Origin of the sequence: Streptomyces sp. NPDC056161 (genome assembly GCF_042268025.1) — a bacterium.
Taxonomy (GTDB): domain Bacteria; phylum Actinomycetota; class Actinomycetes; order Streptomycetales; family Streptomycetaceae; genus Streptomyces.
Genome location: NZ_JBHJUV010000010.1, coordinates 183,094 through 209,443 on the forward strand (window position 1 = coordinate 183,094; position 26,350 = coordinate 209,443).

The window sequence follows — 26,350 nt, forward strand, 5'->3', positions numbered from 1 at the left end:
CCCATCAGGGGCCGGAGTCGTCCCGGTGTCCGTCGAGATCCGTCACATGTCCAGCACCAGCCGGTCGCCGAGGGCCCGCGAGACACAGATCCGCATCGTCCCGGCCCGCTCCGCGCCGTCCACCGCCGCGTCGAGGGCCCGGAAGGTGTCCCCGGCCTCGTCCCGGTGGTCCACCTCGCCCGCCAGCACCCGCTGTTGGCAGGTCCCGCAGAACCCCTGCATGCAGGAGTACGGGGTGTCCGGCAGTTCGGCCCGTACGGCGGCCAGCACGGAGGTGCCGGCCGGCACCGTCACGGTGCGCCCGCTGCGCCGGAGTTCGACCTCGAAGGCGTGGCCGCCGTCGGACGGCGCCCGCGGGGTGAACCGCTCCATGTGCAGCGCGGCTCCCTCCGGCACCCGCTCCGCCACCGCCGCCAGCAGCCCTTCCGGACCGCAGCAGTACACGGCCGTCCCCTCGGCCAGGTCCGCGAACAGCCCGTCCAGCTCGGGCCGTCCCTCCTCGCCCGTCACCACGACACCGACCCGTCCGCCCGTCCCCGCCAGTTGCTCCACCTCCGCGAGGAACGGCATCGACGCCCGGCTCCGCCCGCAGTACAGCAGCCGCCACCGGGCGCCCGCGGGCAGCGCCCGCAGCATCGGCAGGATCGGCGTGATGCCGATGCCTCCGGCGACGAAGACGTACGCGGGCGCCGCGACGAGCGGAAAGCGGTTGCGCGGCCCGCGCACCTCCAGCTCCGTGCCCGCCGCCACCCGCTCGTGCACCTCGCGCGAACCGCCCCGCCCGTCCGCGACCAGCCGCGCGGCGATCGTGTACGAGGTGGTGTCCGCCGGGTCCCCGCACAGCGAGTACTGCCGCACCAGCCCCGACGGCAGCACCACGTCGAGATGCGCCCCCGGCTCCCACGCCGGCAACCGCCGCCCCACCAGACGCAGTCGTACGACCCCGTCGGCCACCCGCTCGTACGCGGCGACCCGCAGCCGGAGCGACCGCGCCCGCGGTCGCCCGGACAGCGGCGGGTCCAGCGCGGGCAGCGGCCACAACGGCGAGACACCCACCCGCCCCCGCAACACCCGCCGGACGACCAGCAGACCCCCCACGACCACCAGAACACCGCCCCCCGCCCACCGCAGCACGCCGGCCCTTGACGGGGGCGCGGGGAACCGCGCGAAAGGCCCCGACGCACCCGCACCCGCCGACGGCCGACCAACCCCCTTCCGCCCGAGCCGTCCGACCGCCCGGCCGGCGGACACCCGCGGCGGCCCAGCCCCCCGCAGGGGCGCGGGGAACCGCGTGACAAGCCCCGACGCACCCGCACCCGCCCACCGTCGAGCCACGCCCCGCATACCCCACCCACCCCCCGAAGCGGAGCGCCCCATCAGGCAGCCCTCTTCTCCGCGGCCAACGCCGCGGGCGACACGGCCAGATAGGCGGCGGCCTGCTCGGTGGAGCCCTCCTGCGAAGGATGGTAGGTACGGCTCAGATACCGGGGTATGGACCTGAGCATGGCGCCGGTCGCGGGCAGCGTGCCCCGGCGGCCCGCCAGATAGAAGTCCTTGAGGCTCGCCCTGCCGTCCGCCAGCGTGGGGTCGTGCGTCATGAAGAAACGGGTCCCGCGCTGCCACATGAACACCAGCGCCGTGAAGGCCGTCGCCCAGGTGCGCACCCGGCGCCGGTAGCTGCCGTCGACGTGCGTGAACAGGTCGAAGGCGACGGACCGGTGCTCGACCTCCTCCGCACCGTGCCAGCGCAGCAGATCCAGCATGGTCGCGTCGGCGCCGCGCCGGTCCAGCTCACCGGCGTTCAGCACCCAGTCGCCGAGGAAGGCGGTGTAGTGCTCGATGGCCGCGATGAGCGCCACCCGCTCCAGCAGCCACCATGTGCGGGCCCGCCCCGGCGGCAGGGTGCGGTCGCCGAGCAGCTTCTCGAAGAACCAGTCGACCTGCGCGGTGTAGGGGGTCGGGTCGAGGCCGAGGTCCCGCAGGTGCGGCAGCACTTCGTCATGGGCCTGGGAGTGCGTCGCCTCCTGCCCGATGAACCCTGTGACGTCCTCGCGCAGCCGGTCGTCCCGGATCAGCGGCAGCGCCTGCTTGTACACGTGCACGAACCACCGCTCACCGGCGGGCAGCAGCAGGTGCAGCACGTTGAGGGTGTGTGTGGTGAACGGGTCGTCGGGCACCCAGTGCAGGGGGGTGTCCTCCCACGAGAAGGACACCTTGCGGGGCTTGAGCGGTATCCGCTCCGACTCCACCGGCCGGGCCTGCTTATTAGACATAACGTCAAGATACTGATGGGTAGCTAGGAGTGGAACCCTCGTGCACGGACTGGGCGGCGCCGACGACGAGCGACGGCACCGCACGGCCCCGCCGGCCGAGCGCTCAGCGCAGCGCGGCGAGCGGGGCCCCGCCGTCGAGGGTGCCCGCCAACTCCGCGCGCGCCCCCTTCTTCGTCCGCGCGGTGAGCAGCCGCCCGTGGACGGACGCGCTGATCCCGCCGGTCGCCCGGATCGACTCGGTGTCCCGGCTGCCCGCGGCCAGCAGGTACCAGGACCCGGCCTCGGACTTCCACAGCACCCCGGCCAGCACGTGCGGATCGCGCGGACCGCACGCGGCGACGTCCTTGGCCTTGGCGGCGACCGCCCCGTACCGGCCGCCCGGCGTGTGGAACTGGGCGAGCACCGACGTGCCGTCGCCCCGCCAGGTCTCGGCCCGTGTGCACACCCACTCGGCGGTCCCGGTCGCCTCGGGCAGCGCCTGGTCGGCGTAGGCCCAGGCGTTCACGCTCCGCACCCCCGCGGAGCGCTGCGCGGCCAGCGAGCAGGCGAACGGCGCCCAGGTGGCCAGCGTCTCGGCCCCGCTCCTGCTGGGCGCCTCGCCGACGCCCGGCCGGCCGGTGGTGAGCTGGGCCGGAACCAGTTCGCCGAGATCGGTGGCGATCCGGGTGCCCGAGGCGTCGGTCAACTCCAGCGCGTTCCACGACGTGCAGGCGGCGGACCGCAGTGGCGGGCCGGCCAGCGGCGCCGTGATCCCGTCGGTCAGGTCGAGGTCCATCGCGCCCGCACTCGGCTTCGTCAGGTCGCGTTCGGCGGCCTTCGTCACCCAAGGGGCGGTCAGATAGCGGACGTTGTCGTCGGAGCGGGCCACCACGATCGCGCTCGCCTCGGCGTCGGTCGCGCCGTCCACGCGGGCCAGGTCGAGGACCGCGATCTTCGCGTCGTCGGTCTTCGGTTCGGCGTACCGGGCGATGCGCAGACCGTCGTAGAGGATCACCACGCGCGCGTTGTCGACCTCGCCCGCGTACAGCAGCCGCGGCGGTCCGGCCGGGCCGCCGGTCTGGGTGCCCGGGGTCGCCGAGACGTGCACCGACTCGCCGGGCCGGGCCCAGACCGCGAGCGCGCGGCGCAGCAGGTCCAGGTCGTGGACGAGGGGGCCGCGGGCGGGCCACACCGAGAAGTCGGTGCGGGAGGAGGACTTCCACGCCGTCGGGGCGCCCCGGACGAGCTTTCCCGGGTCCAGCGCGGCCTCGGCCGCCGGGTTCTTGGCGTACGCGGGCGCCGCTGCGCCGTCCGGGCCCCAGCCGCCGCGCGGCAGCGCGACGAGGACGCCGCACACCGCGAGGGCGACCGCGGCGGCGAGCGCCGCCTTGGTGTGCTGCCTGCGCCGCATCAGATCGGTGGGCCGGGCCTGTAGCGAGCAGGGGTCGAACTCCGGGGAGTCCAGTAGCGCGTACTGCGCGGGGACGCCGTTCGCCTCCGTGAGCGCGGCGTCCGGGTCGGCCGCTCCGGCGGCAGCCAGCACCCGGCGCACGTCGGGGTCCGCGAGCCGCTCGGGACCGCGCAGCACGTACGCGGCGCGGGCCGGGCCGGAGAGGGCCGCGAGGCGCTGGTCGAGGGCGAGTTCGTCGGCGCCGCCCGAGCGCGGGAACAGTCGCAGGCCCCAGACCTGGGGGAGCAGCGGTGGCAACTGGGAGCGCTTGGGCCACGCCCGGCGTTTCAGCGGGAGTCCCGCCTCCAGCGCCGTACGCACCACTTGGAGCCGTACGAAGGAGTACCCGGGGTCGCTGTCGCGTCCGGTCGACTGGGACGGGATCACCGAGGCCGACGTCCGGCCCCGGGGCAGGGCCCGCTGGACCAGGGCGTGCGCGGTCAGGACGCGCCGGCTGCGGCCGAGTCCCGGTGGCAGCACCAGATAGGCGATCCGGACCAGCCGCGGGTAGTGCTCGACGAGCGCGGCCTCGGCCTGCTCGACATCGATGACCGGGCCGGAGGCTTTGGCGGAGGGTGCGTGACGCTGGGCTACATCCTGTGACTGCACGTCCGGGAGAACGAGCGGGACGGCGGTTGGTCACCGTCGGTGCGCCCGGTCGCCGCCGGGCCGCGACGCCAGTGGTGGGCGGGGCCCGCGGTGCGGTCCGACCGCCCGGTCCCGCGACCCCGGCCCGGTCCCGTGACCCGCGTCCCCGGGCCGTCACCCGTACGGCACGGGGCACCTGGCACGCCGCGGCCGGGCCGGGGGTGGGGCAGCGGTGCCGGGAGGGCGCGCGGGGCGGCTGCCCGGCTCGGGCGGTTCGGTGCCGACGGTCGGCCGGTCAGCCTTCCGGCCCGGTCAGGGCGCGGGCGTACGCGGCCATCGAGCGCTGGTAGCGGGGCAGATGCGGGGCCAGGGCGCCGAGCGCCAGCGACAGGGCCTCGCGGTCGCGGCCGAGGCTGGACAGGCACAGCGCCAGACAGGCCCGCACGGCGTCGTCCAACTCGTCCGAGGGCGCGTCCAGCTCGGGGATCAGCAGTTCGGCGCCCTGGTCCGCGCGGCCGATGTTCCGCAGCGAACTGGCCAACTGGATCCGGGTCCGGCGGCCCTTGTAGCGGCTGGCCTCGTCGAGCCCGCGGGCCAGCGCCTCCCGGTACAGCGGCACCGCCCGGTCCGAGTGCCCGGTCGAGTCCCAGGCACAGGCCCGCTCGAAGGAGCCCAGCGGGCTGCCCGCGGGCAGCTCGGCCACCAGCGCGTCGATCACCGCCCGGAAGTCGGCGGCGGCGTCCTCGGGACAGTCGTCGAAGGCCGCCCAGGCGGCGGTCACCCGGTCTTCCCAGTCCTGGTCCACCGGGCCACCCTCGCACAGGTCCAGCCGCCCGGGACAGCGGATTCGAGCGGGCGGCAGCCGTCCGGGACAGCGGATTCGAGCGGGCGGCGGGTGCCCTTCGAGCGGCTTGCGCACGGGACGGCGTCGAGGCGCCCGACAGGAGCGGCGGCGGCGCGCCCTCTCGCACGGAGCCGGTCCCAGGGGTGGTCGGCAGGCGCACGGGTCCATCGGGGGCACCTCGGACCGCTCGGTCCCCAACACACCCTTGAGCAGCGGGAGTTGCGATGTCGACAGCCTCGGGTGGTCAGTGGTCGAGGTAGGCGAGGACGGCCAGGACGCGCCGGTTGTCGTCGTCCGACACCTCAAGTCCCAGCTTGGCGAAGATGTTGGAGGTGTGCTTCGCGATGGCCCGTTCGGTGACGACGAGCTGCCCGGCGATCGCCGCGTTCGACCGGCCCTGCGCCATCAGCTCCAGCACTTCCAGCTCGCGGGGCGTCAGGCCGCCCAGCGGCCGGTCGGCGGCCACCCGCCGGGACAGCAACTGCTGGATCACCTGCGGGTCCATCGCGGTACCGCCCGCCGCCACCCGGCGTACGGCGTCCACGAACTGCTCGGCGTCGAACACCCGGTCCTTCAGCAGATACCCCACCCCGCCGTCGCCGTCGGCGAGCAGTTCGCGCGCGTACAACTGCTCCACGTGCTGCGAGAGGACCAGCACCGGCAGCCCCGGCCGGTCCCGGCGGGCCGCGAGCGCGCACTGCAGGCCCTCGTCGGTGTGCGTCGGCGGCAGCCGTACGTCGACCACCGCCACGTCCGGCCGCAGCTCGGCGAGCGCCCGGGTCAGCTCGGGGCCCGACTCGACGGCCGCGGCGATCTCGAAGTCGTAGGCCGCCAACAGCCGGACCAGCCCGTCCCGCAGCAGGAACAGGTCTTCGGCTAGGACAACACGCACGGAATCTCCATGGTCACCATGGTGGGACCGCCCGCGGGGCTGCTGACGGCCAGGATGCCGTCGAATGTACCCAGTCGCCGTTCGATTCCGGAGAGCCCGGAACCGGCTCCGAGCGCCGCGCCGCCCCTGCCGTTGTCGGTGACCGCGACCCGCAGTGCCCCGCCGTCCTGCGCCACATGGTGCAGATCGACCCAGATCCGGTCCGCGCCGGAGTGCTTGACCGCGTTGGTGAGCACCTCGCTGATCGCGAAGTAGGCGGCCGACTCGACCGGCGCGTCCGCCCGCCCGTCCAGTTCCACGTTCACCTCGGTGGCCACCGGCAGCCGCAGCGCCAGTGCCCGTACGGCGTCCCCGAGCCCGCGTTCGGCGAGCACCGGCGGATGGATGCCCCGGACCAGGTCACGCAGTTCGCCCAGGGCCTCGGCGGAGCTGCGGCGGGCCTGCGCGAGCAGCTTCCGCGCCTGCGCCGGGTCCTTGTCGAGCAGCGCCTCGACGGTCCCCAGGTCCATGCCCATCGCGACGAGCCGGGCCTGCGCGCCGTCGTGCAGGTCCCGTTCGATGCGGCGCAGCTCGGCGGCGGAGCTGTCCACCGCGTCCCGCCGGGTCTCGGTCAGCACCCGCACCCGCTCGGCGAGCCCGCCCCGACCGGCCCCGAGCACCGAACGGGTGAGCAGGAAGTGGACGCGCAGCAGCGCCGGGACGAGGGCGTACGCGGCGCCGGCCAGCACCAGGCCGAGCAGCCCGGCGAGCAGCGCGCTGCCCTGCCCGGAGACCGGCACGAAGCCGTACCAGTAGAAGACCTGGCCGCCGTCCGTGTAGGGCCGCCACACCCCGGCCGCCAGCGCGAAGCCCTCCAGCGGATAGCACAGCAGGGCCGCGGGCAGCAGCGCGGTGGCGAACCCGGCCGTCATGTCCGTCATGAGCCAGCCGAGGTCCCGCCAGGTCGCCGGGTCGCCGAGCATGCCGAAGGTGCGCGCCCACGGGTTGGCGCCCGCGGGCAGCGGTCGGTACCCGGGCGGTATCCGCACTCCGCACCACTGCGCGGCCACCAGCCGCCGCCAGTTCGCGAACGCCCGCACCCCGGTCAGCACCCAGGGCGTCGTGACGATCCCGATGCCCAGTACGACGAGCACGATCGACAGCACCGACAGCACGAACAGGGTGATCGAACCGGCGAGCGCGACGACCGAGAGGGCGAGCCCCCGCGCGCCGGCGAGCACGACGGCAAAGGCCCGGCCGCCGGAGGTCCTGGGGTGTCCGCTCCTCGTGTCCATGCCCGCCAGTCTCGCCGAACCGGCAGCCCCGGTCACGGGGCGGAACCCCCGGTCAGGGGGTGGTGTCAGCTACACCCCCGGCCACCTCCGGCACCTCCCCGGCCACCCCGGAGGCGGCGGCGAGCACCCGCGCCTCCACCTCCGGGTCGAGGCCCTTGAAGGTACGGTCCGGTCGCTGCGGTGCCCGGCCGCCGATCTCCCGCAGCCACGCCCAGGTGTCGGCGACGGTCTCCCGGACCGGACGGCACACCAGCCCCGTGGCCAGCGCCCGCGAGACGTCCGCGCGGTGCAGGGCCTCGTACAGGTCGCCGTCCGGCGGCACCCACACCGGCAGCTCCACCCACGGTTCGATGCCGGCGTCCAGCACCGCCCGCGGATCGGTCCAACGCAGTCGCGCCTCCGCGCCGGTCGCCTCGGCGCACGCCGCGAGGAGGCCGCCCATCGTGGTGTGTCCGGGCGGGCTCACCAGGTTGTACGGGCCGCCGAGCCCTCGCTCCACCGCCCCGAGCGTCCACTCGGCCAGATCGCGCACGTCGACGTACTGCACGGGCAGATCGCGCGGGCCGGGTGCCAGGACCGGTCCGCCGCGGGCGATCCGGGTCAGCCACCAGGGCAGCCGGCCGACGTTCTCGTACGGACCGAGGATCAGCCCGGCCCGCACCAGCAGCGCGTCGTCCGCGCCGAACGCCGCCACGGCGGCCAGCTCCCCGCCCCGCTTGTCCCGCGCGTAGTCGGTCTGCCCGGCACCGGCCTGCGCGCCCTCGACCAGTGGCGCGTCCTCGCCGCGCCCGCCCGCCGGGGGATACGCGTACACCGAACGGCTGGAGACGTACACATAGCGGCCGGTGCGGCCCCGCAGCAGCCGCGCCGCGTCCCGCACGGCGCGCGGCGCCGCCGACCAGGTGTCGACGACGGCGTCCCACGGGCCGCCCGCGGCGAGCGCGGCGAGCCCGTCGGCGGCGGTGCGGTCGCCGTACAGCGACCGCACGCCGGGCGGCGCCGCGTGCCGTCCGCGGTGGAAGACGGTCACCTCCCAGCCACGCCGGAGCGCCGACTCCACGACGGCCCGCCCCACGAACTCCGTACCGCCCAGCACCAGAAGTCTCATGCCGGTCACTGTGCCCGGTGCGGTCGCGGGGCGGAACCGGATCTGCCGTCGGCAGAGCGCGCGGTCCGGGCCTGGTCAGCGTCCGGTCGGCGGCGTGTACTTGTAGCCGACGCGGCGCACCGTCTGGATCGTCCGGCGGTGCTCGGCGCCCAGCTTGCGGCGCAGCCGGGCGATGTGGACGTCCACGGTGCGTCCGTCGCCGACGTGGCCGTAGCCCCACACCGTGGTGACCAGCTGGTCACGGGTGTGCACCCGGCCCGGATGCGCCACGAGGTGGGCGAGCAGTTCGAACTCCAGGTAGGTGAGGTCGAGGTCGCGGCCGTCCACCTGGGCGGTGCGCTGGGCGGTGTCGATGCGTACCAGCGGGTCGCCCGCGGGCGCGGGGTCCGCGGCGGGCGCGGTCGCCGCCTCGTCGGGCACCACGACCGGCGGGAAGGGCAGTTGCCGGTCGGCCGGGACCAGTACCAGGTAGCCGACCATCGGCGGCTGTCCGGGCAGGGTGGGCACGGTGTGCTGCGGCGCCGGCAGCCAGGTGGTGCCCGGCGGCAGCAGGTCCGCGACGTTGTTCAGACCCTCGACCGGGGCCGGGCGGGGCGGGACCCATTCCTCGTCCCGGTCGACGGCGCGCAGCCGGTGCCGGGTGCCGGGCGGCTGGGGCGCGGAGGGGAGGGTGGCGGTGTTGAGAGGACGCGTGGTCGCCATGAGAGGTCAGCTCTTTCGCGCGAGAGGTTCGTCGGGCGGGTCGACGGCCGATTCGTGGTCGGGCACGCCGGGGACGTTCGTCGTTTCGCGCTGGCCGAAGGCCGGGATGTACGGCTTTAGAGGGCCCGCGCGTTCCGCGCGCGGCAACACACCCGGTCGAAGTCGTGGTGCTGACGGGAAGGCCAGAACGGCTCAAGGTCGTAACGACCCGTCGCGGTGTGTTCCTGGAAGCTGGCCATGGGCCCATTGAAGCAGACACCGGCCCGCAACAGGACCCTCCTCTCACTGCTCGGACGCTTCCTTGGCGGGAAGTTGACGCAGCCCGATGCCGGTTGCCCGGCCTTTGCCCGAGGCCAGGGACGTGATCCCGGACGTGCTGTCCCGACCGCCGTCCCACATGGCGGACAGCCCTGCTCCGCCCGGTGCTGTTCGGCGCCGCTCGGTACCGGCCGGCGTCGCGCCGCGGCTGAGCGCGGTGCGCGGGCGCCCACGCGAAAGGGCGCCCACCGGCTGTCTCCAGCGGTGGGCGCCCCTGTGCGCGGCCTTGGCGCGGATCAGACCTGGCCGGCCTTCTCCAGCGCGGCGCAGCAGGTGTCGACCAGGAGACGGGTCACCACGTACGGGTCGACGTTGGCGTTGGGGCGGCGGTCCTCGATGTAGCCCTTGCCGTCCTTCTCGACCTGCCACGGGATGCGGACCGAGGCACCGCGGTCGGAGACGCCGTAGGAGTACTTGTCCCACGGGGCGGTCTCGTGCAGCCCGGTCAGGCGCTCGTCGATGCCGGCGCCGTAGTGCTTGACGTGGTCGAGCGGCTTGGAGCCCTCGCCGAGCGACTCGCAGGCGGTGATGATCGCGGCGTAGCCCTCGGGTCCTTCGCGCATCGCCCTGGTGGAGAAGTTGGTGTGCGCGCCCGCGCCGTTCCAGTCGCCCTTGACCGGCTTCGGGTCGAGGGTGGCGGACACGCCGAAGTCCTCGGCGGTGCGGTAGAGCAGCCAGCGGGCCACCCACAGCTCGTCGGCGACCTGGAGCGGGGACAGCGGACCGACCTGGAACTCCCACTGGCCGGGCATGACCTCGGCGTTGATGCCGGAGAGGCCGAGTCCGGCCTTCAGGCAGTTGTCGAGGTGGGCCTCGACGATCTCGCGGCCGAAGATCTCGTCGGCGCCGACGCCGCAGTAGTAGCCGCCCTGCGGGGCCGGGAAGCCGCCCTCGGGGAAGCCGAGCGGGCGGGAGCCGTCGAAGAAGGTGTACTCCTGCTCGATGCCGAACACCGGCTCCTGCGCGGCGAACCGCTCCGCCACCTCGGCCAGCGCGGCCCGTGTGTTGGAGGTGTGCGGGGTGAGGTCGGTGTTCAGGACCTCGCACAGCACCAGGATGTCGTCGCCGCCGCGGATCGGGTCGGGACAGCTGAGGACCGGCTTGAGCACGCAGTCCGAGGCGTGCCCCTCGGCCTGGTTGGTGGAGGACCCGTCGAAGCCCCAGATCGGCAGCTCGGCGCCCTTCGCGGCGTCACCAAGGATCTTCGTCTTGGAACGCAGCTTGGCCGTCGGCGCGGTGCCGTCGATCCAGATGTACTCAGCCTTGAAGCTCACGGGCCACATCCTTCGAGGTGGGTCTGGGCGCACTTGCGGGTGCCGCGGCGCTACGGCACTGGGGCGCCGCGTGTCTTGCCCGGCAGCCTGTCAACGGGCGATTTCCCGGCCGTTGCCCGACTGTGAACCCCGTGTTACCCGGCGGCCCTGTGGTGCGGCTCACGTTCCGTGAGCGGTCCGCAAGGGTAGGGCGGCCGATCCGCCCGGCGCACAAGTCGCCCACTCCTTCTCGTCAACCCCTTTGCGCACAGCAGAATTTACTTGTCGAACACATTGACGTAAGTCAATCGGATGGATTTTCATGGCGATGCAATGGTGGCCAACCGGACGCCATCGCCGTCCTCCCCGTCAGGTGCCCCATCACGCCCCGGCGATTTACGGTGGCGATCCCGTCAACGCGGCCCATTTAATCACTTCGATGGATTTATTTGCTTCTCTGTGCTCCGCCCCCACGTCATAAGAGAGGTGTCACATGCGCCGAAGTATCCGGCGTTCCCCGATCTGGCTCTGCGGTGTCGCGGCAGTCGCCGTCGGCACTCTGCCCGCATTGCCCGGTACCGAGAGCCGTGCGGCCGTCGCGGCCGAAGCCGCACCCGTGGCCGCCGCGGCGGGCGCCGCCACGCCCTTCGCCACGGTCGAAGCCGAATCCGGGACGCTGGGCGGCGGCGCCCGCGTCCGCTCCGTCAAGCCGGGAGATCCGGCCCCCACCGCGGCCTCCCTGGAGAGCGAGGCATCCGGCTACGGTCTGGTCGAACTGAAAAGCACCGGCGACTCGGTGGAGCTCCGGAACGCCACGGGAAAGCCGGCCAACACCCTCGTGGTGCGCGCGTCGATCCCGGACTCGGCGACCGGCGGGGGTATCGACGCGACACTGAACCTGTACGTCAACGGCGTGTACCGGCAGGCCGTCCCGCTGAGTTCCAAGCAGGAGTGGAACTACCTCAACGCGACGACCAACCCGGACGACCCCAACGCGGGCGGAAAGCCCTATCACTTCTACAACGAGTTCCCGCTCTGGATCACGGGTGATCCCGTCCCGGCCGGCGCCACCATCACGTTGAAGAAGGACGCCGCCAACACGGCCGCCGCCTACGACGTCGACTCGGTCGACCTGGAGAACGTCGCAGCGGCGCGGACCCAGCCGGCCAATTCGCTCTCCGTCGTCAGCTACGGCGCGGACCCGACCTTCACCACCGACTCCACGGCCGCCATCCAGAACACGGTGAACGCCGCCAAGTCGCAGGGCAGGACGGTGTGGATACCGCCGGGCAAGTACCTGACCAACAGCCTGAACGGTACGACGCTGAACTTCACCGGGGCGACGGTGGAGGGCGCCGGCATGTGGTATACGACGATCTACCGCAAACCGACCCTGCCGGCCACCTACCGGTCGCAGATCCTGGTGGGCTCGGGCACCACGCTGCGGGACGTCCAGATCGACGCGAACGCCGTATACCGAGGTGTCGGCGGTCAGGGCGGCGCGGACTACGGCATCAACGCCAGCGGCGCCGGCGGCTGGCTGGTGGAGCGGATCTGGACCCGGCACACCGACGCCAACTGGCTCTCGGGCAGCAACGCCACCGTCCGCGACAGCCGCACCGCGGACAGCTACGGCGACGGGTTCAACATCAACAACAGCAACACGCCCAACGCGGACAAACTGGGTCTGAACATTACGGTCCAGAACAACTTCGCCCGGGGTACCGGAGACGACTCCTTCGCGGTGTACTCCGACGGTGGCGCCAGCAGCACCAACGGCCAGATCAGCGGCGCGAAGGTGCTCAACAACACCGCGATCGCACCGTGGTGGGCCAACGGCCTGAGGATCGCCGGTGGCAAGGACATCGAAATGAAGAACAACCTGGTGAACAGCGTGTCGTCGAACAGCGCCCTGGACATCGGCGTGTTCGGTGACACGGGCCGGCCGCTGGAGTCCGCCACGGTCAGCGGGAACGTACTGCTCGGCGGCGGTGGCTGGAACGGGACCCGGCACGGTGTGCGGATCAGCTCCCCGACCAGCACCTCGAAATTCCCCACCGCGTACTCCAACGTCACCCTGAGCGACAACACCCTGCGGGGAGCCCTCCGCGCCGGCCTCTACATCGACCGCACACGGGTCAATGTGACGCTGACCGGCAACACCATCGACGGCCCGGCCGACCAGGGCATCTGGATCACGTCGGGTGTCACCGGCACGGGCACGTTCACGAACAACGTGATCCAGAACCTGCGCACCGGTCAGGCCGCCACCCAGAACGACTCGTCGGCCACCTTCACCGTCACCGGCTGAAAGCACTCGGTCCGGCGCCGGTTCGTCTCCGCGGTCGAGTCCGTGCCCCGCGTTCGCCGGGCGCGGACTCTCCGTCGTACACCGACGGGGCACCCGGTGTCTGTTCGAATTTCCTGGCTCCCCTCCGGCCCCACCCAGAACTGCCGTGACATGCTGTCAATGTCCGTTCCCACCAGCGACTTTGGTGGATCTGCGGGCTCCTCGAATGTCAGTGGCAGGCAGTAGAATGGAGGCAGTGTTCGAGAACGCGACAGGAGGATGTCCGTGCCCGCTGCCGCACTGAAGCCGAAACCGTTGCCGACCCAATCCACCGCGAAGCGCCCCGTCCAACTCGAACTGCCGTACGCACCGGTGATGAAACGCCCACTGCCGCCCGGCCGCCCGCGTGAGTGGTACGTGACGCACAACCGCCGCCTCAAGGCGATGCGGCTCGCCATAGCCCTGCTCGACTCGGGCGTCCACGTTCCCCGCCAGGCCCCCAACGAGACGATCCGCAGCACGGCGGAACAGATCGGCGTCCACCCGCCGTCGGACATGACGTGCCACATGGTGCGGGCGTTCATGCGCTACAGCCGCTGAGGCCGGTGCCGGGCACCCCCGCCCACGGGGTGCCCGCCGCCGTCCGGCCGACGGTGCGCGCGCCGGCCGCCGGGCAGACCCGTCACCCGTTCGCCGGGCTGGACATGCGGCGGCCCGGCATGCCGACTTCACTTCGATCAGATCAGGAGGTGACGGGAGCCAGGGAGGCGAGTCGCATGCCCACAGCCGTGGACCGCACAGACAGCGGCAAGGCCGCCCGCAAACGGGTGTCCCGCTCCGCGCACGCCGGATGGCTGCCGCCCGTGGACCGGCCCGACCCGGTCGCGCTGCTGGAGCGGCAGGGCCGGGACCGGCTGCCGGAGCTGCTGCCGGTCCGGTACGGGCGGATGGCCGCCTCGCCGTTCGCCTTCCTGCGCGGCGGCGCCGCCGTCATGGCCGCCGATCTGGCCGCGCGGCCGCACACCGGGCTCACCGTGCAGTTGTGCGGCGACGCCCACCTGCTCAACTTCGGCGTGTACGCCTCCCCGGAGCGGTCCCTGCTGTTCGACCTCAACAACTTCGACGAAACCTTCCGCGGCCCCTTCGAATGGGACGTCAAACGGCTCGCCGCCTCCGTGGCCGTCGCCGCCCGCGAGAACGGGCACTCCGACCCGCGGGCCCACCGGGCGGTGCGCGAGACCGTCGCCGCCTACCGCACCTCCATGCGGCGGCTGGCCCGCCTCGGTGAACTGGCCGTCTGGTACGAGCGCATCGACGCCGACAGCCTGCTGCCCCTGGTCCGCGCGGCCCACTGCTCCAGGCGCCCGGGGCCCAGTCTCACCCGGGCCCGCCGCCGCACCAGTCTCCAGGCCCTCCACAAGCTCACGGAGGTGGTGGACGGGGAGCGGCGCATCATCCACGACCCGCCGCTGCTGGAACCCGCCGGGCCGGGCGATGCGGCCTCCCTGCGCAAGATCTTCAGCGACTACCGTTCCACCCTGTCCGAGGAACGCCGCCTCCTCCTCGACCGCTACCGCTTCGCCGACGCCGCGCGGGAGGTCGTCGGCGTCGGCAGTGTCGGCATCCGCTGCTTCGTCGTGCTGCTGGCCGGGCGGGGTGCCGACGATCCGCTGCTGCTGCGGATCAAGGAGGCCCGCAAAGCCATCCTGGAGGAGCACCTGCCGAGCGGCCCCTACGTCCACCCCGGACACCGGGTGGTCGCCGGGCAGCGACTGCTCCAGGCCGCCGGGGACATCTTCCTCGGCTGGATGACGGGGCCGCAGGGCCGCGCCTTCTACTGGCGCCAGCTGCGCGACGTGAAGGGCGTCGCCGAGGTGGCCGGAATGAACCCGAACCGCCTCCTGGGCTACGGCCGGCTGTGCGGCACCGCGCTGGCCCGCGCCCACGCCCGCTCGGGCGACCGCATCGCCATCGCCTCCTACCTGGGCACCGCCGAGACCTTCGACCACGCGGTCGCCGACTTCGCGCTCCGCTACGCCGACCAGACCGACGCCGACCACGCGGCCCTCGGCGCCGCCGTCGCCGCCGGGGTGGTACGGGCGGCCCCCGGGCTCTGACCGATCCGGGTCGCCGGGGCCGGACCCTGCGACCCGGGGCTCACGGGTGGATCACGGGTGGATCGTGGCTGTGGCTGTGGCTGTGGCTGTGGCCGTGGGCCTGCGGGTGGGCCTGCAACCCCGGGCTCACGGGGATTCCGGGATTCCGGGGGTCCCCGGTCGGGTCCCCGGTCACAGCCCGGGGGCGCCCCACACCGGGAACCAGCGGCTCAGGTCCTCCTCGATCCGCAGATCGTCCGCGAGGGCCGACTTCACCTGGAGCTCCAGCGCGTTGTCGCGCCGCTCGGCGGCGCCGGGCAGCGGCGCGAACGGGTAGAAGGTGCCCCGTTTGTAGAGGTAGACCAGGGCGAGCCGGCGCCGGCCGCCCGCCGCGTCCTTGTTCTCGAACCCGGCCAGGGAACACAGCAGCTGCGGGCCGAAGCCGTTGACCTCCATCGAGCTGTTCACCGCGTGCAGGTCGTTGACCAGCTCGGGGAGCTGGCCCGGCGTGCGCTGCGACACCAGCCAGGAGTAGCCGTAGTCGTCCTGCCGCAGCTCCACCGGCGGGGCCCCGGGCGCCGCGCCCCGCTCGTGCAGCGGCGACCCCTCGCGCTCGGCGTCCGCGTCCAGCAGGGCCCGTACCTCGCGCTGCGTCTGCTCGAAGGCCGCGCCCTCGACCGACGCGAAGCACACCGCGCCGCCGCCGGTCGGGGTGAACCCGGCCGCGGCCTCCAGCGTCACGGCCGCCGAGGGCAGCGCGAACAACTGGTCGAGGTCGGGCGCGACGGGCTTCGTACGCCCGAGGAGGATGTCCAGGAACCCCATGCTCAGCCCGCCTTGCCCGGCATGGCCGCCTCACCCAGCTCGGCGGAGATCCGGCTCAGCTGCTCCAGCCGCTTCTCCAGGCTGGGGTGGGTGGAGAACAGCCGCGACAGGCCCGGCTCGGCACCCAGCGCCGGGCTGAAGTAGAAGGCGTTGAACGCCTGCGCCGTGCGCAGGTCCTTGGTCGGGATCCGGGCGATGTCCCCGTCGACCTTGGTCAGCGCGGACGCGAGGGCCGAGGGGCGGCCCGTCAGGAAGGCGGCGGCGCGGTCGGCGGCCAGCTCGCGATACCGGGACAGCGCCCTGATCAGCATGAAGCTGATCGCGTACACGGCCGCGGAGACGCCCATGATGACGGCGAAGACCGCCAGGGTGTTCTGGTCCCGGCGTCCGCGGAACAGCTCCGAGTAGAAGGCGAACCGCACCATCAGACCGGCCAGGACGCCGAGGAAGGACGCGACGGTGATCACGGCGACGTCCCGGTGCGCCACGTGCGACAGCTCGTGCGCCAGTACGCCCTCCAGTTCCGCGGGCTCCAGGCGGCGCAGCAGGCCGGTGGTCACGCAGATCACCGCGTGATCGGCGTTGCGGCCGGTCGCGAACGCGTTCGGCATGTCGATGTCCGACACGGCGACCACGGGTTTGGGCATGTCCGCCTGCGCGCACAGGCGGTCGATCACGCCGTGCAGGTCCGGATACTCCTCGCGTTCCACGATCCGGCCGTGCATGGCGTACAGCGCGACCCGGTCGGAGAACCAGTACTGGGCAAGGAGGACCCCGGCCGCGATCACCACGACCAGCAGCCACGACTTCAACACTGTGATCAGCACGGCCACGAAGGCCACGTACAGCAGCCCGAGCAGGAACAGTGTGGTCACCATTCGCACGGTCAGCCGTCGGTCGCTCCTAAAGCGGCTCTGCATCTGCATCACCCCGCAGTCACGCACTCGTCCCGCTGTCCAGTGTGCACCTGGCGGGTGTGAAGGTGGCGTCGGGATCGGCCCTGGGACGGGCAAAGATTCGGTGCCGGCGGCGTCGGCGGTGCCGGCAGGGCGACGTCAGTAGGGAGACCGGGTCTGGGCCCAGCCCAGCAGCAGGATCACCACGGCGACGCAGCCGAGCACGATCGCCGTCGATGCCCAGGAGGAGCGGCGCGGGGCGCTCCGCTCCGGGGCGGCACGGAACGGGGCGGGGTCGGGCGGGTTCTCCTTCCAGCGGGCGGCGAGCATCCTGGCCCGGGCGGAGGGCTCTTTGCGCTCGGCCTCGTCGGCCCACTTGACGTCGAACTCACGTTCGAGATCATCCCGCTCGGACATCCCGGCGCCCCCTGCGTCCCGATGATTCCTGTCGAACAACTGTGCAGCACACCATACGACGGCGCCCCCGCCCTGCAAAACAGGGACGGGGGCGCCGGAGCCTCGCGTGCGCGTCAGGTCACACGTCGAAGTACAGCTCGAACTCGTGCGGGTGCGGACGCAGCTGGAGCGGAGCGATCTCGTTCGTGCGCTTGTAGTCGATCCACGTCTCGATCAGGTCCGGGGTGAAGACGTCGCCCTGGAGCAGGAACTCGTGGTCGGCTTCGAGCGAGGCGAGGACGTCCGGCAGCGAGGTCGGGACCTGCGGGACGCCCGCGTGCTCCTCGGGGGCCAGCTCGTACAGGTCCTTGTCGATCGGCTCGGCCGGCTCGATCTTGTTCTTGATGCCGTCCAGGCCCGCGAGGAGCAGCGCCGAGAAGGCGAGGTACGGGTTGCCGGAGGAGTCGGGCGCGCGGAACTCGACGCGCTTGGCCTTCGGGTTGGAACCCGTGATCGGGATGCGCATGGCCGCGGAGCGGTTGCGCTGCGAGTAGACCAGGTTGACCGGGGCCTCGAAACCGGGCACCAGGCGGTGGTACGAGTTCACCGTCGGGTTGGTGAAGGCCAGCAGCGACGGAGCGTGCTTGAGGATGCCGCCGATGTAGTAGCGGGCGGTGTCCGACAGGCCCGCGTAACCCTGCTCGTCGTAGAACAGCGGCTCACCGCCGGTCCACAGCGACTGGTGGACGTGCATGCCCGAGCCGTTGTCGCCGAAGATCGGCTTCGGCATGAAGGTCGCGGTCTTGCCGTTGCGCCAGGCGACGTTCTTCACGATGTACTTGAAGAGCTGGAGGTCGTCGGCGGCGGCGAGCAGCGTGTTGAACTTGTAGTTGATCTCCGCCTGGCCGGCGGTGCCCACCTCGTGGTGCTGGCGCTCGACCTTCAGGCCGTTCTTCTCCAGCTCCAGGGAGATCTCGGCGCGCAGGTCGGCGAAGTGGTCGACCGGCGGGACCGGGAAGTAGCCGCCCTTGTAACGGACCTTGTAACCGCGGTTCTCCTCCAGCGCGCCGGTGTTCCAGGCGCCGGCCTCGGAGTCGATCTCGTAGAAGGAGCCGTTGGCCCGGGTCTCGAAGCGGGCCGAGTCGAAGACGTAGAACTCGGCCTCGGGGCCGAAGTACGCGGTGTCCGCGATCCCGGTGGAGGCGAGGTAGGTCTCCGCCTTCTTCGCCACGTTGCGCGGGTCACGGGAGTACTGCTCGCCCGTGATCGGGTCGTGGATGAAGAAGTTGATGTTGAGGGTCTTGTCGCGGCGGAACGGGTCGACCCGGGAGGTCGACAGGTCCGCGCGCAGCGCCATGTCGGATTCGTGAATGGCCTGGAAACCACGGATCGAGGATCCGTCGAAAGCCAGCTCCTCGTCCGGGTCGAACGCATCGACGGGCACCGTGAAGTGCTGCATCATGCCCGGCAGGTCGCAGAAGCGGACGTCGATGAACTTGACGTCCTCGTCCGCGATGAACTTCTTGGCCTCGTCGGCGTTCTGGAACATCCAGCTCCTCCTACTCCCGACCGTCCTGTCGCCGGGGTGGTAGATCGTTCGTGCGGCCAGTGCGGTGGCACACGCTGGGTCGACCCTAGGGACGGGTGATTTCTCGGGCGTGACCCATTTGTTTCGCTGAAGTTAACCGGCCCAGGTTCCACCGTAGCCCCGGCGGACCCCGCCGTCTCCCGGTCGATCGCGGGCGCAGTACCGTGGACGGGTGGACAACAGGCAAGCAATGGGATCGTGGCTCTCCGGGCCCCGCGCGGCCCTGGAAGAGGCGGGTGCCGACTTCGGACACCGGGGTGAACGGCTCGGTCTGCCGCAGACGGGTCCCGGCTCGATCGCCGGTCCGGGCCGACGGCTGGGCGCGCTGGCCGTGGACTGGGGACTGTGCCTCTTGATCGCATACGGCCTGATCACGGACAGCTACAACCGGGCGGCCCAGGTCTGGGCCCCGCTCATCCTGTTCGTCCTGATCCTGCTCACCGTCGGTACGATCGGTTTCACGCCGGGCAAGCGGATCTTCGGCCTCCGCGTGGTCGCCCTGGACACCGGCCGGGTCAACCCGCTGCGCGTCCTGCTGCGCACGGTCCTGCTGTTCCTCGCCCTCCCCGCGCTGATCTGGGACCGCGACGGCCGCGGACTGCACGACCGCCTGGCCCGCACGGTGGAAGTCCGCAGCTGACGCATCCGACGGTCCGCGGCCGACGGTGGCACCGACGGTCCGCGGCCGACGGTCCCGTACGACGACGGGGGCGGCCGGAGTGATCCGGCCGCCCCCATCGCTCTCGCTCGCAGTCGTCGTCCGGTCGCCGTGCCGGGACCGGTTTCGCCGTACGGGTCAGCGGGGCTTCTGTCCGCCCTTCGGCATCCGCATGCCCTTGGGCATCGGGCCCTTCGGCAGCGGCATGTTGCTCATCAGGTCGCCCATGGCGCGCAGCCGGTCGTTGGTCGCCGTCACCTGCGGGCCGGTCAGGACGCGCGGGAACTTCAGCATGGTCGTGCGCAGCTTCTTCAGCGCGATCTGGTGCTCGCCGGTGCCGACCATCACGTCGTGCACCGGCACGTCCGCCACGATGCGGTTCATCTTCTTCTTCTCGGCGGCCAGCAACGTCTTGACCCGGTTCGGGTTGCCCTCCGCGACCAGCACGATGCCGGCCTTGCCGACGGCCCGGTGCACGACGTCCTGGCTGCGGTTCATCGCCACCGCGGGGGTCGTCGTCCAGCCCCGGCCGATGTTGTCGAGCACGGCCGCGGCGGCGCCCGGCTGGCCCTCCATCTGCCCGAAGGCGGCCCGCTCGGCGCGGCGGCCGAAGACGATCGCCGCCGCGAGGAAGCCGAGCAGCAGGCCCAGGATGCCGAGATAGACCGGGTGGCCGATCAGAAAGCCGATCGCGAGGAGGACACCGAAGGTGACGATGCCGACAGCCGCGAGTACAAGACCGATCGTCTTGTCGACCTTGCGGGTCATCTTGTACGTCAGGGCGATCTGTTTCAGTCGCCCGGGGTTCGCAGCGTCCGCTGCGGATTCCTTCCTCGCCATGCCACGAAGTCTACGTGCCTCCGGAAGCGCCTTCGACGGCAGTGCTTTTGGCGGCTTTGGCGAACTTGGTGGACCTGGCGGCTTCGGTGGCTTTGACGGCTTTGACGGCCGGTTCCGGGCGGCCGGGCGTCAGGAGCGGGTGGCGGCCCGCTCCAGGACGCGCTCCGCCTCGACCCGGTCCTGGGCACGGCGCCGGTCCTCCAGGACCGAGGTCCAGGCGTTGCGGCGGGCGGTGCGCTGACCGGCGCTCATGAGCAGAGACTCGACGGCGCGGAGCGCGCCGGTGAAGCTCGGGATGGCGGTGGCGCGAACGGGCGCGGCCTGCATGGTGGAGGTCCCCCCTCGAAACGGCTCCGGGAACGGGTGCACGTGGTGTGAATCCAAGGTCACTGTTCGGTGTTACCAGGGCGTGACCAACCGGTCAAACACCGATGAAGGCTGGATACGGGGGCCGAAACGGTGACGCGGCCCCGGCGCGCGCACTCCCATCTGGGAGGACGGCCGGGGCCGCGGTTCATCCTGACTCTACTGGCGGGTAACGAGGTGTGTGCGAACTCATACGAGTCCTCGGCCCTTACCGCGCAAGCGAAGTGACGGCCGGTCAGACGGCCTGGGCGGCGACGAACGCGCCGCGCTTCTCGACGGCCATCCGGTACAGCCGCCCGGCACGGTAGGAGGACCGTACCAGCGGTCCGGACATCACGCCCGAGAAGCCGATCTGCTCGGCCTCCTCCTTCAGCTCGACGAACTCCTGCGGCTTGACCCAGCGCTCCACGGGGTGGTGGCGCACGGACGGGCGCAGGTACTGGGTGATGGTGACCAGCTCGCAGCCCGCGTCGTGCAGCTGCCGCAGCGCCTCGCCGACCTCCTCGCGGGTCTCGCCCATGCCGAGGATCAGGTTCGACTTGGTGACCAGGCCGAAGTCGCGGGCCTCTGTGATGACCTTCAGGGAGCGCTCGTAGCGGAAGCCGGGGCGGATCCGCTTGAAGATCCGCGGCACCGTCTCGACGTTGTGCGCGAAGACCTCGGGCCGGGCCGAGAAGACCTCCGCCAGCTGCTCGGGGACGGCGTTGAAGTCGGGGGCCAGCAGCTCCACCTTGGTCCGGCCGCCCTCGCGGTCCGCGGTCTGCCGGTGGATCTCGCGCACGGTCTCCGCGTAGAGCCAGGCGCCGCCGTCGGCCAGGTCGTCGCGGGCCACACCGGTGATGGTGGCGTAGTTCAGGTCCATCGTGACCACGGACTCGCCCACCCGGCGCGGCTCGTCGCGGTCCAGCGCCTCGGGCCTGCCGGTGTCGATCTGGCAGAAGTCGCAGCGCCGGGTGCACTGGTCGCCGCCGATGAGGAAGGTCGCCTCGCGGTCCTCCCAGCACTCGTAGATGTTCGGGCAGCCGGCTTCCTGGCAGACCGTGTGCAGACCCTCGCTCTTGACCAGGTTCTGCATCTTCGTGTACTCGGGGCCCATTTTCGCGCGGGTCTTGATCCACTCGGGCTTGCGCTCGATGGGGGTCTGGCTGTTGCGGACCTCCAGGCGCAGCATCTTGCGTCCGTCTGGTGCGACTGCGGACACGACCGGCTCCTAGCGATTGATTCTTCGGCGACTTTCAGGGTACGCCCGTTGATTTGAATGCCCGGCGGTGGTGCTGACCCGCCGGCGGCTGCCGCCCGCCGGGTCCTTCCCCGGCCGGAACCGCCCCTGTGGTCAAGCGTCGGGCGGGGGGTTTTATGCCGACGCGTCACGCCGCCGGCTGTGCCGCCGGATTCCGCTCGATCTCCCGCGGCTTCAACTCCGCGTTCTCCAGGACGTCCCGCAGGTGCCGTTCCACCGTGGGCAGCACGTCCTCGACCGTGATGTCGCGGCCCACCTCGGCGGCGAGGGAGGTGACGCCCGCGTCCCGGATGCCGCACGGGATGATCCGGTCGAACCAGGTGGTGTCGGGGTTCACGTTGAAGGAGAAGCCGTGCATCGTGACGCCCTTGGCGACCCGGATCCCGATCTGCGCGAGCTTGCGGTCCTCGTGGCGCTGGCCGGCGTTGGACGGCGCGTACTCCGGGCCGCCCAGGCGCGGGTCGAACTCGTCGTCGCCCAGGCGCGGGTCGAGGTCGAGGGTGAGCCCGCCGATCGCCGGGCGCCGCTCGACCGGGTCGCCGAGCACCCACACCCCGCTGCGGCCCTCGACCCGGGTGGTCTCCAGGCCGTACTCCGCACAGGTGCGGATCAGCGCCTCCTCCAGGCGCCGCACGTGCGCGACGACGTCCACCGGGCGCGGGAGCTGCTGGATCGGGTAGCCGACGAGCTGGCCCGGACCGTGCCAGGTGATCTTGCCGCCGCGGTCCACGTCGATGACCGGGGTGCCGTCGAGCGGGCGTTCGCTGTCCTCGGTGCGGCGGCCCGCCGTGTAGACGGGGGGGTGCTCAAGGAGCAGGACGGTGTCCGGGACCTCGCCGGCGAACCGCGCCGCGTGCACCCGGCGCTGCTCGTCCCATGCCTCCTGGTACTCGACCGCGTCCGCGCCGAATCCCATGCGGACGAACCGCAACTCACTCACGGCAAGCGCCTCCCTAGGGCGTTGGCAATGTCAGGCGCGTAACGCGCCCAAGTCACTGTACGTCCGGCCGCCACGCGTCAGCCCTGCGGCCAATCCTCACACGATCGGATGAATGAGTGCCGAGATCTGCGACCGCTTGCTCACTCTCCGCTACATTCGCGCCGTCCATGAGGCCATAAGGGCTGCTCACAGGCAATCCGGGCAAGTCGGCCCGGGAGGCAGGAGACCGTACCGCACATGACGGAACGACCCGCGCAGCGCACTCCCAACCGCCAGCTCGCCGCGCTCATCGCGGAAGCGGGGTTCTCCAACGCGGGTCTGGCCCGTCGTGTGGACCAGCTCGGTCTGGAACACGGACTGGACCTCAGATACGACAAGACCTCCGTGACCAGATGGCTCCGGGGGCAGCAGCCGCGGGGCACCACGCCCGCGCTGATCGCCGAGGTCTTCACCCGCCGGCTCGGGCGCCGGCTCACCGCCCAGGACCTCGGCCTCGACGCCTGCGCGCCCGTGTACGCCGGGCTGGAGTTCGCGGCAGGCCCCGAGGAGGCCGTCGACATCGTCAGCGGGCTGTGGCGCAAGGACTCCGGCAGCCATGCCGAGCTGCGCAAGATCGCGTTCACCGCGGCGGGCCTCGTGGTGCCCAGCCGGGACTGGCTGATCGGCCGGGCCGACGACAAGGTGGCCCGCGGCGGGCCCGTCGCCCGGGTGCCCGCGCAGGGCCGTCCCGGGGCCGCCACGCGGGCGCTGCCCCTGCCGCCGCGGCTGTGTGGCCAGGCCGACCGCGGACCCGCCCACAAGGTCACCGGCGGTGACATCGCCGCCCTGCGGTCGGTCGGCGAACTGTTCCGCGTCCTCGACGACCAGTACGGCGGCGGCCATGCCCGGCAGGCGCTCGTGCGCTACCTGGAGCACGAGTGCGAGCCGATGCTGCGCGGCGTGTACGGCGAGCAGACCGGCCGTCGGCTGTTCGCCGCGGCCGCCGACCTCACCCGGCTCGTCGGCTGGACGTCGTACGACATCGCCGCACACGGACTCGCCCAGCGCTACTTCGTGCAGGCGCTGCGGCTCGCCCAGGCGGCCGGGGACCGTGCCTACGGCTCCTACGTCCTGGTCACCATGAGCCGGCAGGCCGTCTACCTCGGGCACGGCCGGGAGGCCGTCCAGCTGGCGCGGGTGGCGCAGCAGGGGGTCGGGAGCGGCGCCCCGCCCGTCGTGCAGGCCCTGCTGCACTCCGTTGAGGCGCGTGCGCACGGACTGCTGGGCGAGGTGCGGGCGTGCACCGGCGCACTGGTGCGGGCCGAGCGCGCCCTGGAGGCGTCCCGGCCGGGTGACGACGTACCGCACTGGGCGCGCTTCTTCGACGAGGCGCAGCTCGCCGACGAGTTCGGGCACTGCCACCGGGACCTTCAGCAGTACCGGGCCGCCGCCCAGCACGCCGAGCGCTCCCTGCAACTGCGCGCCCCGGCGTACGCCCGCAGCCGGCTGTTCTGCCGGGTCGTCCTCGCCACCGCCCGCCTCGGCCTCGGCGAACTCGACCAGGCGTGTGCGCTGGGTGCGGAGGCCGCGGGGCAGGCGACGGAGATGCGGTCCGTGCGGGCGCTGGAGTACGTCAGGGACTTCGAGCGGCGGCTTGAGCCGTACCGGGATGCTGCGCCGGTGCGGGGGTATCGCGACAAGGTCGCTGCGCTTGGCTGAGCGGTGGGGGTGGTGGGGGCGGGGCGGGGTGGGGGGTCGGCCCCCGTTCCGGCCCCACCGCCCACCGGGCCCCCGTTTCGGCCCGGCGGCGGTGGTTCGGGGGTGGGTGGGGGTGGGGTGGGGGCTCGTGGGGGATCGGTGGGTGGTTGGGTGCGGGTGGGTGGGGGGTGTTGCGCAGTTCCCCGCGCCCCTATGGGGGGGGATCGGTGGGTGGTTGGGTGCGGGTTGGGTGTGGGGGGTGTGTAGGTTTTCGTGGCTCTGTCGGGGGTGGGTCAGGCTGCTTTTCGTGTGGTTGGTAGGGGTTCTGCGCGGTTCATCGAGCCTGTGCCCAGGTCTGTCAGGATCGCTGAGGCGGCGCGGTGGGCCGAGTGCAGGGCGCCCTGGACGGTGCTGGTGTCGCGGTGGTCGCCGCACACGTACAGGCCCGCCAGCAGCCGGACCGGGCGGCGCAGGTCGTGCGGGGGGCGCATCGCGGGCACCGCCTCGGGGGTGTGGTGCACGGCAAGGGTCTCCCAGCGGTGGGTCGAGGTCCCGTAGAGCCGGGACAGGTGCATGCGTACGGCGGTGTCGACGCCCTCCGGGGGAGTGCCCAGGACCGTCGAGGAGATCAGCGCGCGGCCCGCCGGCGCGCGGCTCGGGTCGACGCGGCTGACCACCGCGGTGTGCGCGACCGGGCCGCCGCGGTCGGCGTCCAGCAGCAGTGCGGCGCCGGTCGCCGGGGGCTCGTCCGTGGTGTGGTGGACGACGGTCACCGGGTGGAAGTCCGGCACCCGCAGGCCGGGCAGCAACTCGGCGGCGGCGCGCGCGTCGGTGGCCAGCAGCACGGCCCGGCAGCGGATCTCGCCGTGCTCCGCGGTGGTCACCGAGGTCGTCGAGACGGACGTGACCCGCACCCCGGTGTGCACCGTGCCCGGTGGCAGCGCGGCGGCCAGCAGCTCCGGCAGCGCCTCGGCCCCGCCCTCCGGCACACACATCCGGCCGCCCGCGAACGAGCGCAGCGCGAGGTCGGCGCACCGGCTGGACGTGGTCAGCTCCGGGTCGCACAGCAGGGCGGCCAGCAGCGGACGCAGAAAGCCGTCGACCGTACGCGCGGGAGTCCCGCGGGCGGTGAGGGCCTGGTCGGCGGGGAGTTCGGGGCGGGCCAGCAGGCGCTCCACGGGGGTCGTGGCCAACCGGCCGAGCAGGGCGCGCAGCCGGAGCGGCGCGCCGATGTCGAGGACACGGGCCCCGGGCCGGGTGGCGGGCCCGCCCGTGCCCCTGGGTATGCCCGTGCTCCGGGGCACCGCGGTGGTCCTGGGCGTCCCCGTGGCCCTGGGCATGCCCGTGGTCCTGGGCATGCCTGTGACCCTGGGGGCGGCCGCCAGGGCGCGTACCGCGTTGAGTGCGCCCCTTGCGCTCCCCGCGCCCGCCGGTGCGCCCACGCGGTGCAGGCGCCCGTCGTGGTGCAGCACCACGCCCGGCGCGAAGGTGCGCAGGACGAGGGCGTCGAGCCCCGGAGTCAGCCGCAGTTCGGGATACGAGGTGAACAGGAGCTGTCCGATCCGGTCGAGCCGGAAGCCGTCGACCTTCTCCGTCGACATGCGGCCGCCGACGCAAGGGGCGGCCTCCAGGACCGCGGTCCTCACACCTGCGCTGGTGAGGCGATGGGCCGCCGACAGTCCGGCGATCCCGGCTCCCACGACGACTACGTCCGCCTGGTTCACGGGCTCAAGCACGAGGCCCCTCCTCGACATTGCGCGGCCGGTGGGGCCCGATGCCCCGACAGGCTGCAGGGATACCCGAGTTCGGGTCGAGGGTAGGGCGGTGATCGGTCAAGGACAGTCGCGCATCAACAGG

The 26,350-nt window shown here is 72.4% G+C and carries 23 protein-coding genes; 5 read left to right on the top strand and 18 right to left on the bottom strand.

Annotation, left to right across the window (positions count from 1 at the left end; translation table 11 throughout):
- Nucleotides 1-42: 42 nt before the first annotated feature.
- The 9 genes from ACFC09_RS12230 to glnII form a co-directional block, all read right to left on the bottom strand.
- Complete coding sequence (locus tag ACFC09_RS12230; protein ID WP_376526337.1) at nt 43-1,107, bottom strand: PDR/VanB family oxidoreductase; 1,065 nt, start codon at nt 1,105-1,107, stop codon at nt 43-45.
- A 269-nt stretch (nt 1,108-1,376) separates the two neighbouring features.
- Complete coding sequence (locus ACFC09_RS12235) at nt 1,377-2,273, bottom strand: metal-dependent hydrolase (RefSeq protein ID WP_376526249.1); 897 nt, start codon at nt 2,271-2,273, stop codon at nt 1,377-1,379.
- Nucleotides 2,274-2,376: 103 nt separating this feature from the next.
- Complete coding sequence (locus ACFC09_RS12240; protein WP_376526252.1) at nt 2,377-4,311, bottom strand: hypothetical protein; 1,935 nt, start codon at nt 4,309-4,311, stop codon at nt 2,377-2,379.
- A 274-nt stretch (nt 4,312-4,585) separates the two neighbouring features.
- On the bottom strand, nt 4,586-5,113 hold the full coding sequence (locus ACFC09_RS12245) for a tetratricopeptide repeat protein (protein ID WP_376526339.1): 528 nt from the start codon (nt 5,111-5,113) through the stop codon (nt 4,586-4,588).
- A gap of 265 nt (nt 5,114-5,378) precedes the next feature.
- A complete protein-coding gene (locus tag ACFC09_RS12250) occupies nt 5,379-6,026 on the bottom strand; it encodes a LuxR C-terminal-related transcriptional regulator (protein WP_376526255.1) in 648 nt (215 codons plus the stop codon).
- Nucleotides 6,011-7,300, bottom strand: coding sequence for a sensor histidine kinase (locus ACFC09_RS12255; protein WP_376526258.1), 1,290 nt, complete (start codon nt 7,298-7,300; stop codon nt 6,011-6,013). Before ACFC09_RS12255 ends, ACFC09_RS12250 begins: the two co-directional genes overlap by 16 nt.
- A gap of 52 nt (nt 7,301-7,352) precedes the next feature.
- Nucleotides 7,353-8,408, bottom strand: coding sequence for an NAD-dependent epimerase/dehydratase family protein (locus tag ACFC09_RS12260; RefSeq protein WP_376526260.1), 1,056 nt, complete (start codon nt 8,406-8,408; stop codon nt 7,353-7,355).
- 75 nt (nt 8,409-8,483) lie between these two features.
- Nucleotides 8,484-9,110: a winged helix-turn-helix domain-containing protein gene (locus tag ACFC09_RS12265; RefSeq protein ID WP_376526263.1), complete on the bottom strand. Its 627-nt coding sequence runs from the start codon at nt 9,108-9,110 to the stop codon at nt 8,484-8,486.
- Between the two features lie 554 nt (nt 9,111-9,664).
- Nucleotides 9,665-10,702 carry a glutamine synthetase gene (gene glnII / locus ACFC09_RS12270; RefSeq protein WP_376526266.1) on the bottom strand — a complete coding sequence of 346 codons (1,038 nt, stop codon included), beginning with the start codon at nt 10,700-10,702 and terminating at the stop codon, nt 9,665-9,667.
- A 472-nt stretch (nt 10,703-11,174) separates the two neighbouring features.
- Between glnII and ACFC09_RS12275 the strand changes: the two genes are divergently transcribed.
- The 3 genes from ACFC09_RS12275 to ACFC09_RS12285 all read left to right on the top strand — a co-directional run bounded on the left by ACFC09_RS12275 (nt 11,175) and on the right by ACFC09_RS12285 (nt 15,088).
- Complete coding sequence (locus ACFC09_RS12275; protein WP_376526269.1) at nt 11,175-12,992, top strand: right-handed parallel beta-helix repeat-containing protein; 1,818 nt, start codon at nt 11,175-11,177, stop codon at nt 12,990-12,992.
- Nucleotides 12,993-13,256: 264 nt separating this feature from the next.
- Entirely contained in the window at nt 13,257-13,571 is a 315-nt protein-coding gene (locus ACFC09_RS12280) for a hypothetical protein (protein WP_376526271.1), read from the top strand.
- Between the two features lie 176 nt (nt 13,572-13,747).
- A complete protein-coding gene (locus ACFC09_RS12285) occupies nt 13,748-15,088 on the top strand; it encodes a DUF2252 domain-containing protein (RefSeq protein WP_376526274.1) in 1,341 nt (446 codons plus the stop codon).
- Nucleotides 15,089-15,259: 171 nt separating this feature from the next.
- Here the strand turns inward: ACFC09_RS12285 and ACFC09_RS12290 are convergent, their stop codons facing one another.
- The 4 genes from ACFC09_RS12290 to glnA form a co-directional block, all read right to left on the bottom strand.
- Entirely contained in the window at nt 15,260-15,892 is a 633-nt protein-coding gene (locus ACFC09_RS12290) for a hypothetical protein (RefSeq protein ID WP_376526276.1), read from the bottom strand.
- A 2-nt stretch (nt 15,893-15,894) separates the two neighbouring features.
- Nucleotides 15,895-16,812, bottom strand: coding sequence for a zinc metalloprotease HtpX (gene htpX / locus ACFC09_RS12295; protein WP_376526279.1), 918 nt, complete (start codon nt 16,810-16,812; stop codon nt 15,895-15,897).
- A 135-nt stretch (nt 16,813-16,947) separates the two neighbouring features.
- Entirely contained in the window at nt 16,948-17,205 is a 258-nt protein-coding gene (locus tag ACFC09_RS12300) for a hypothetical protein (RefSeq protein WP_376526282.1), read from the bottom strand.
- Between the two features lie 118 nt (nt 17,206-17,323).
- Entirely contained in the window at nt 17,324-18,733 is a 1,410-nt protein-coding gene (glnA, locus tag ACFC09_RS12305; protein ID WP_376526284.1) for a type I glutamate--ammonia ligase, read from the bottom strand.
- 211 nt (nt 18,734-18,944) lie between these two features.
- On the opposite strand from glnA, the gene ACFC09_RS12310 reads away from it, so the two are divergent.
- Nucleotides 18,945-19,412, top strand: a complete 468-nt coding sequence (locus ACFC09_RS12310) for an RDD family protein (protein WP_376526286.1) — start codon at nt 18,945-18,947, stop codon at nt 19,410-19,412.
- A gap of 156 nt (nt 19,413-19,568) precedes the next feature.
- On the opposite strand, the gene ACFC09_RS12315 is transcribed toward ACFC09_RS12310, so the two are convergent.
- The 4 genes from ACFC09_RS12315 to lipB form a co-directional block, all read right to left on the bottom strand.
- On the bottom strand, nt 19,569-20,270 hold the full coding sequence (locus tag ACFC09_RS12315) for a DUF4191 domain-containing protein (protein WP_376526288.1): 702 nt from the start codon (nt 20,268-20,270) through the stop codon (nt 19,569-19,571).
- 129 nt (nt 20,271-20,399) lie between these two features.
- Complete coding sequence (locus ACFC09_RS12320; RefSeq protein ID WP_376526290.1) at nt 20,400-20,597, bottom strand: hypothetical protein; 198 nt, start codon at nt 20,595-20,597, stop codon at nt 20,400-20,402.
- 274 nt (nt 20,598-20,871) lie between these two features.
- Nucleotides 20,872-21,837: a lipoyl synthase gene (lipA, locus tag ACFC09_RS12325; protein ID WP_376526293.1), complete on the bottom strand. Its 966-nt coding sequence runs from the start codon at nt 21,835-21,837 to the stop codon at nt 20,872-20,874.
- A 166-nt stretch (nt 21,838-22,003) separates the two neighbouring features.
- Entirely contained in the window at nt 22,004-22,816 is an 813-nt protein-coding gene (gene lipB, locus ACFC09_RS12330) for a lipoyl(octanoyl) transferase LipB (protein ID WP_376526295.1), read from the bottom strand.
- A gap of 237 nt (nt 22,817-23,053) precedes the next feature.
- On the opposite strand from lipB, the gene ACFC09_RS12335 reads away from it, so the two are divergent.
- A complete protein-coding gene (locus ACFC09_RS12335) occupies nt 23,054-24,514 on the top strand; it encodes a regulator (protein WP_376526297.1) in 1,461 nt (486 codons plus the stop codon).
- 272 nt (nt 24,515-24,786) lie between these two features.
- On the opposite strand, the gene ACFC09_RS12340 is transcribed toward ACFC09_RS12335, so the two are convergent.
- Complete coding sequence (locus tag ACFC09_RS12340) at nt 24,787-26,229, bottom strand: NAD(P)/FAD-dependent oxidoreductase (RefSeq protein WP_376526299.1); 1,443 nt, start codon at nt 26,227-26,229, stop codon at nt 24,787-24,789.
- Nucleotides 26,230-26,350 lie beyond the last annotated feature (121 nt).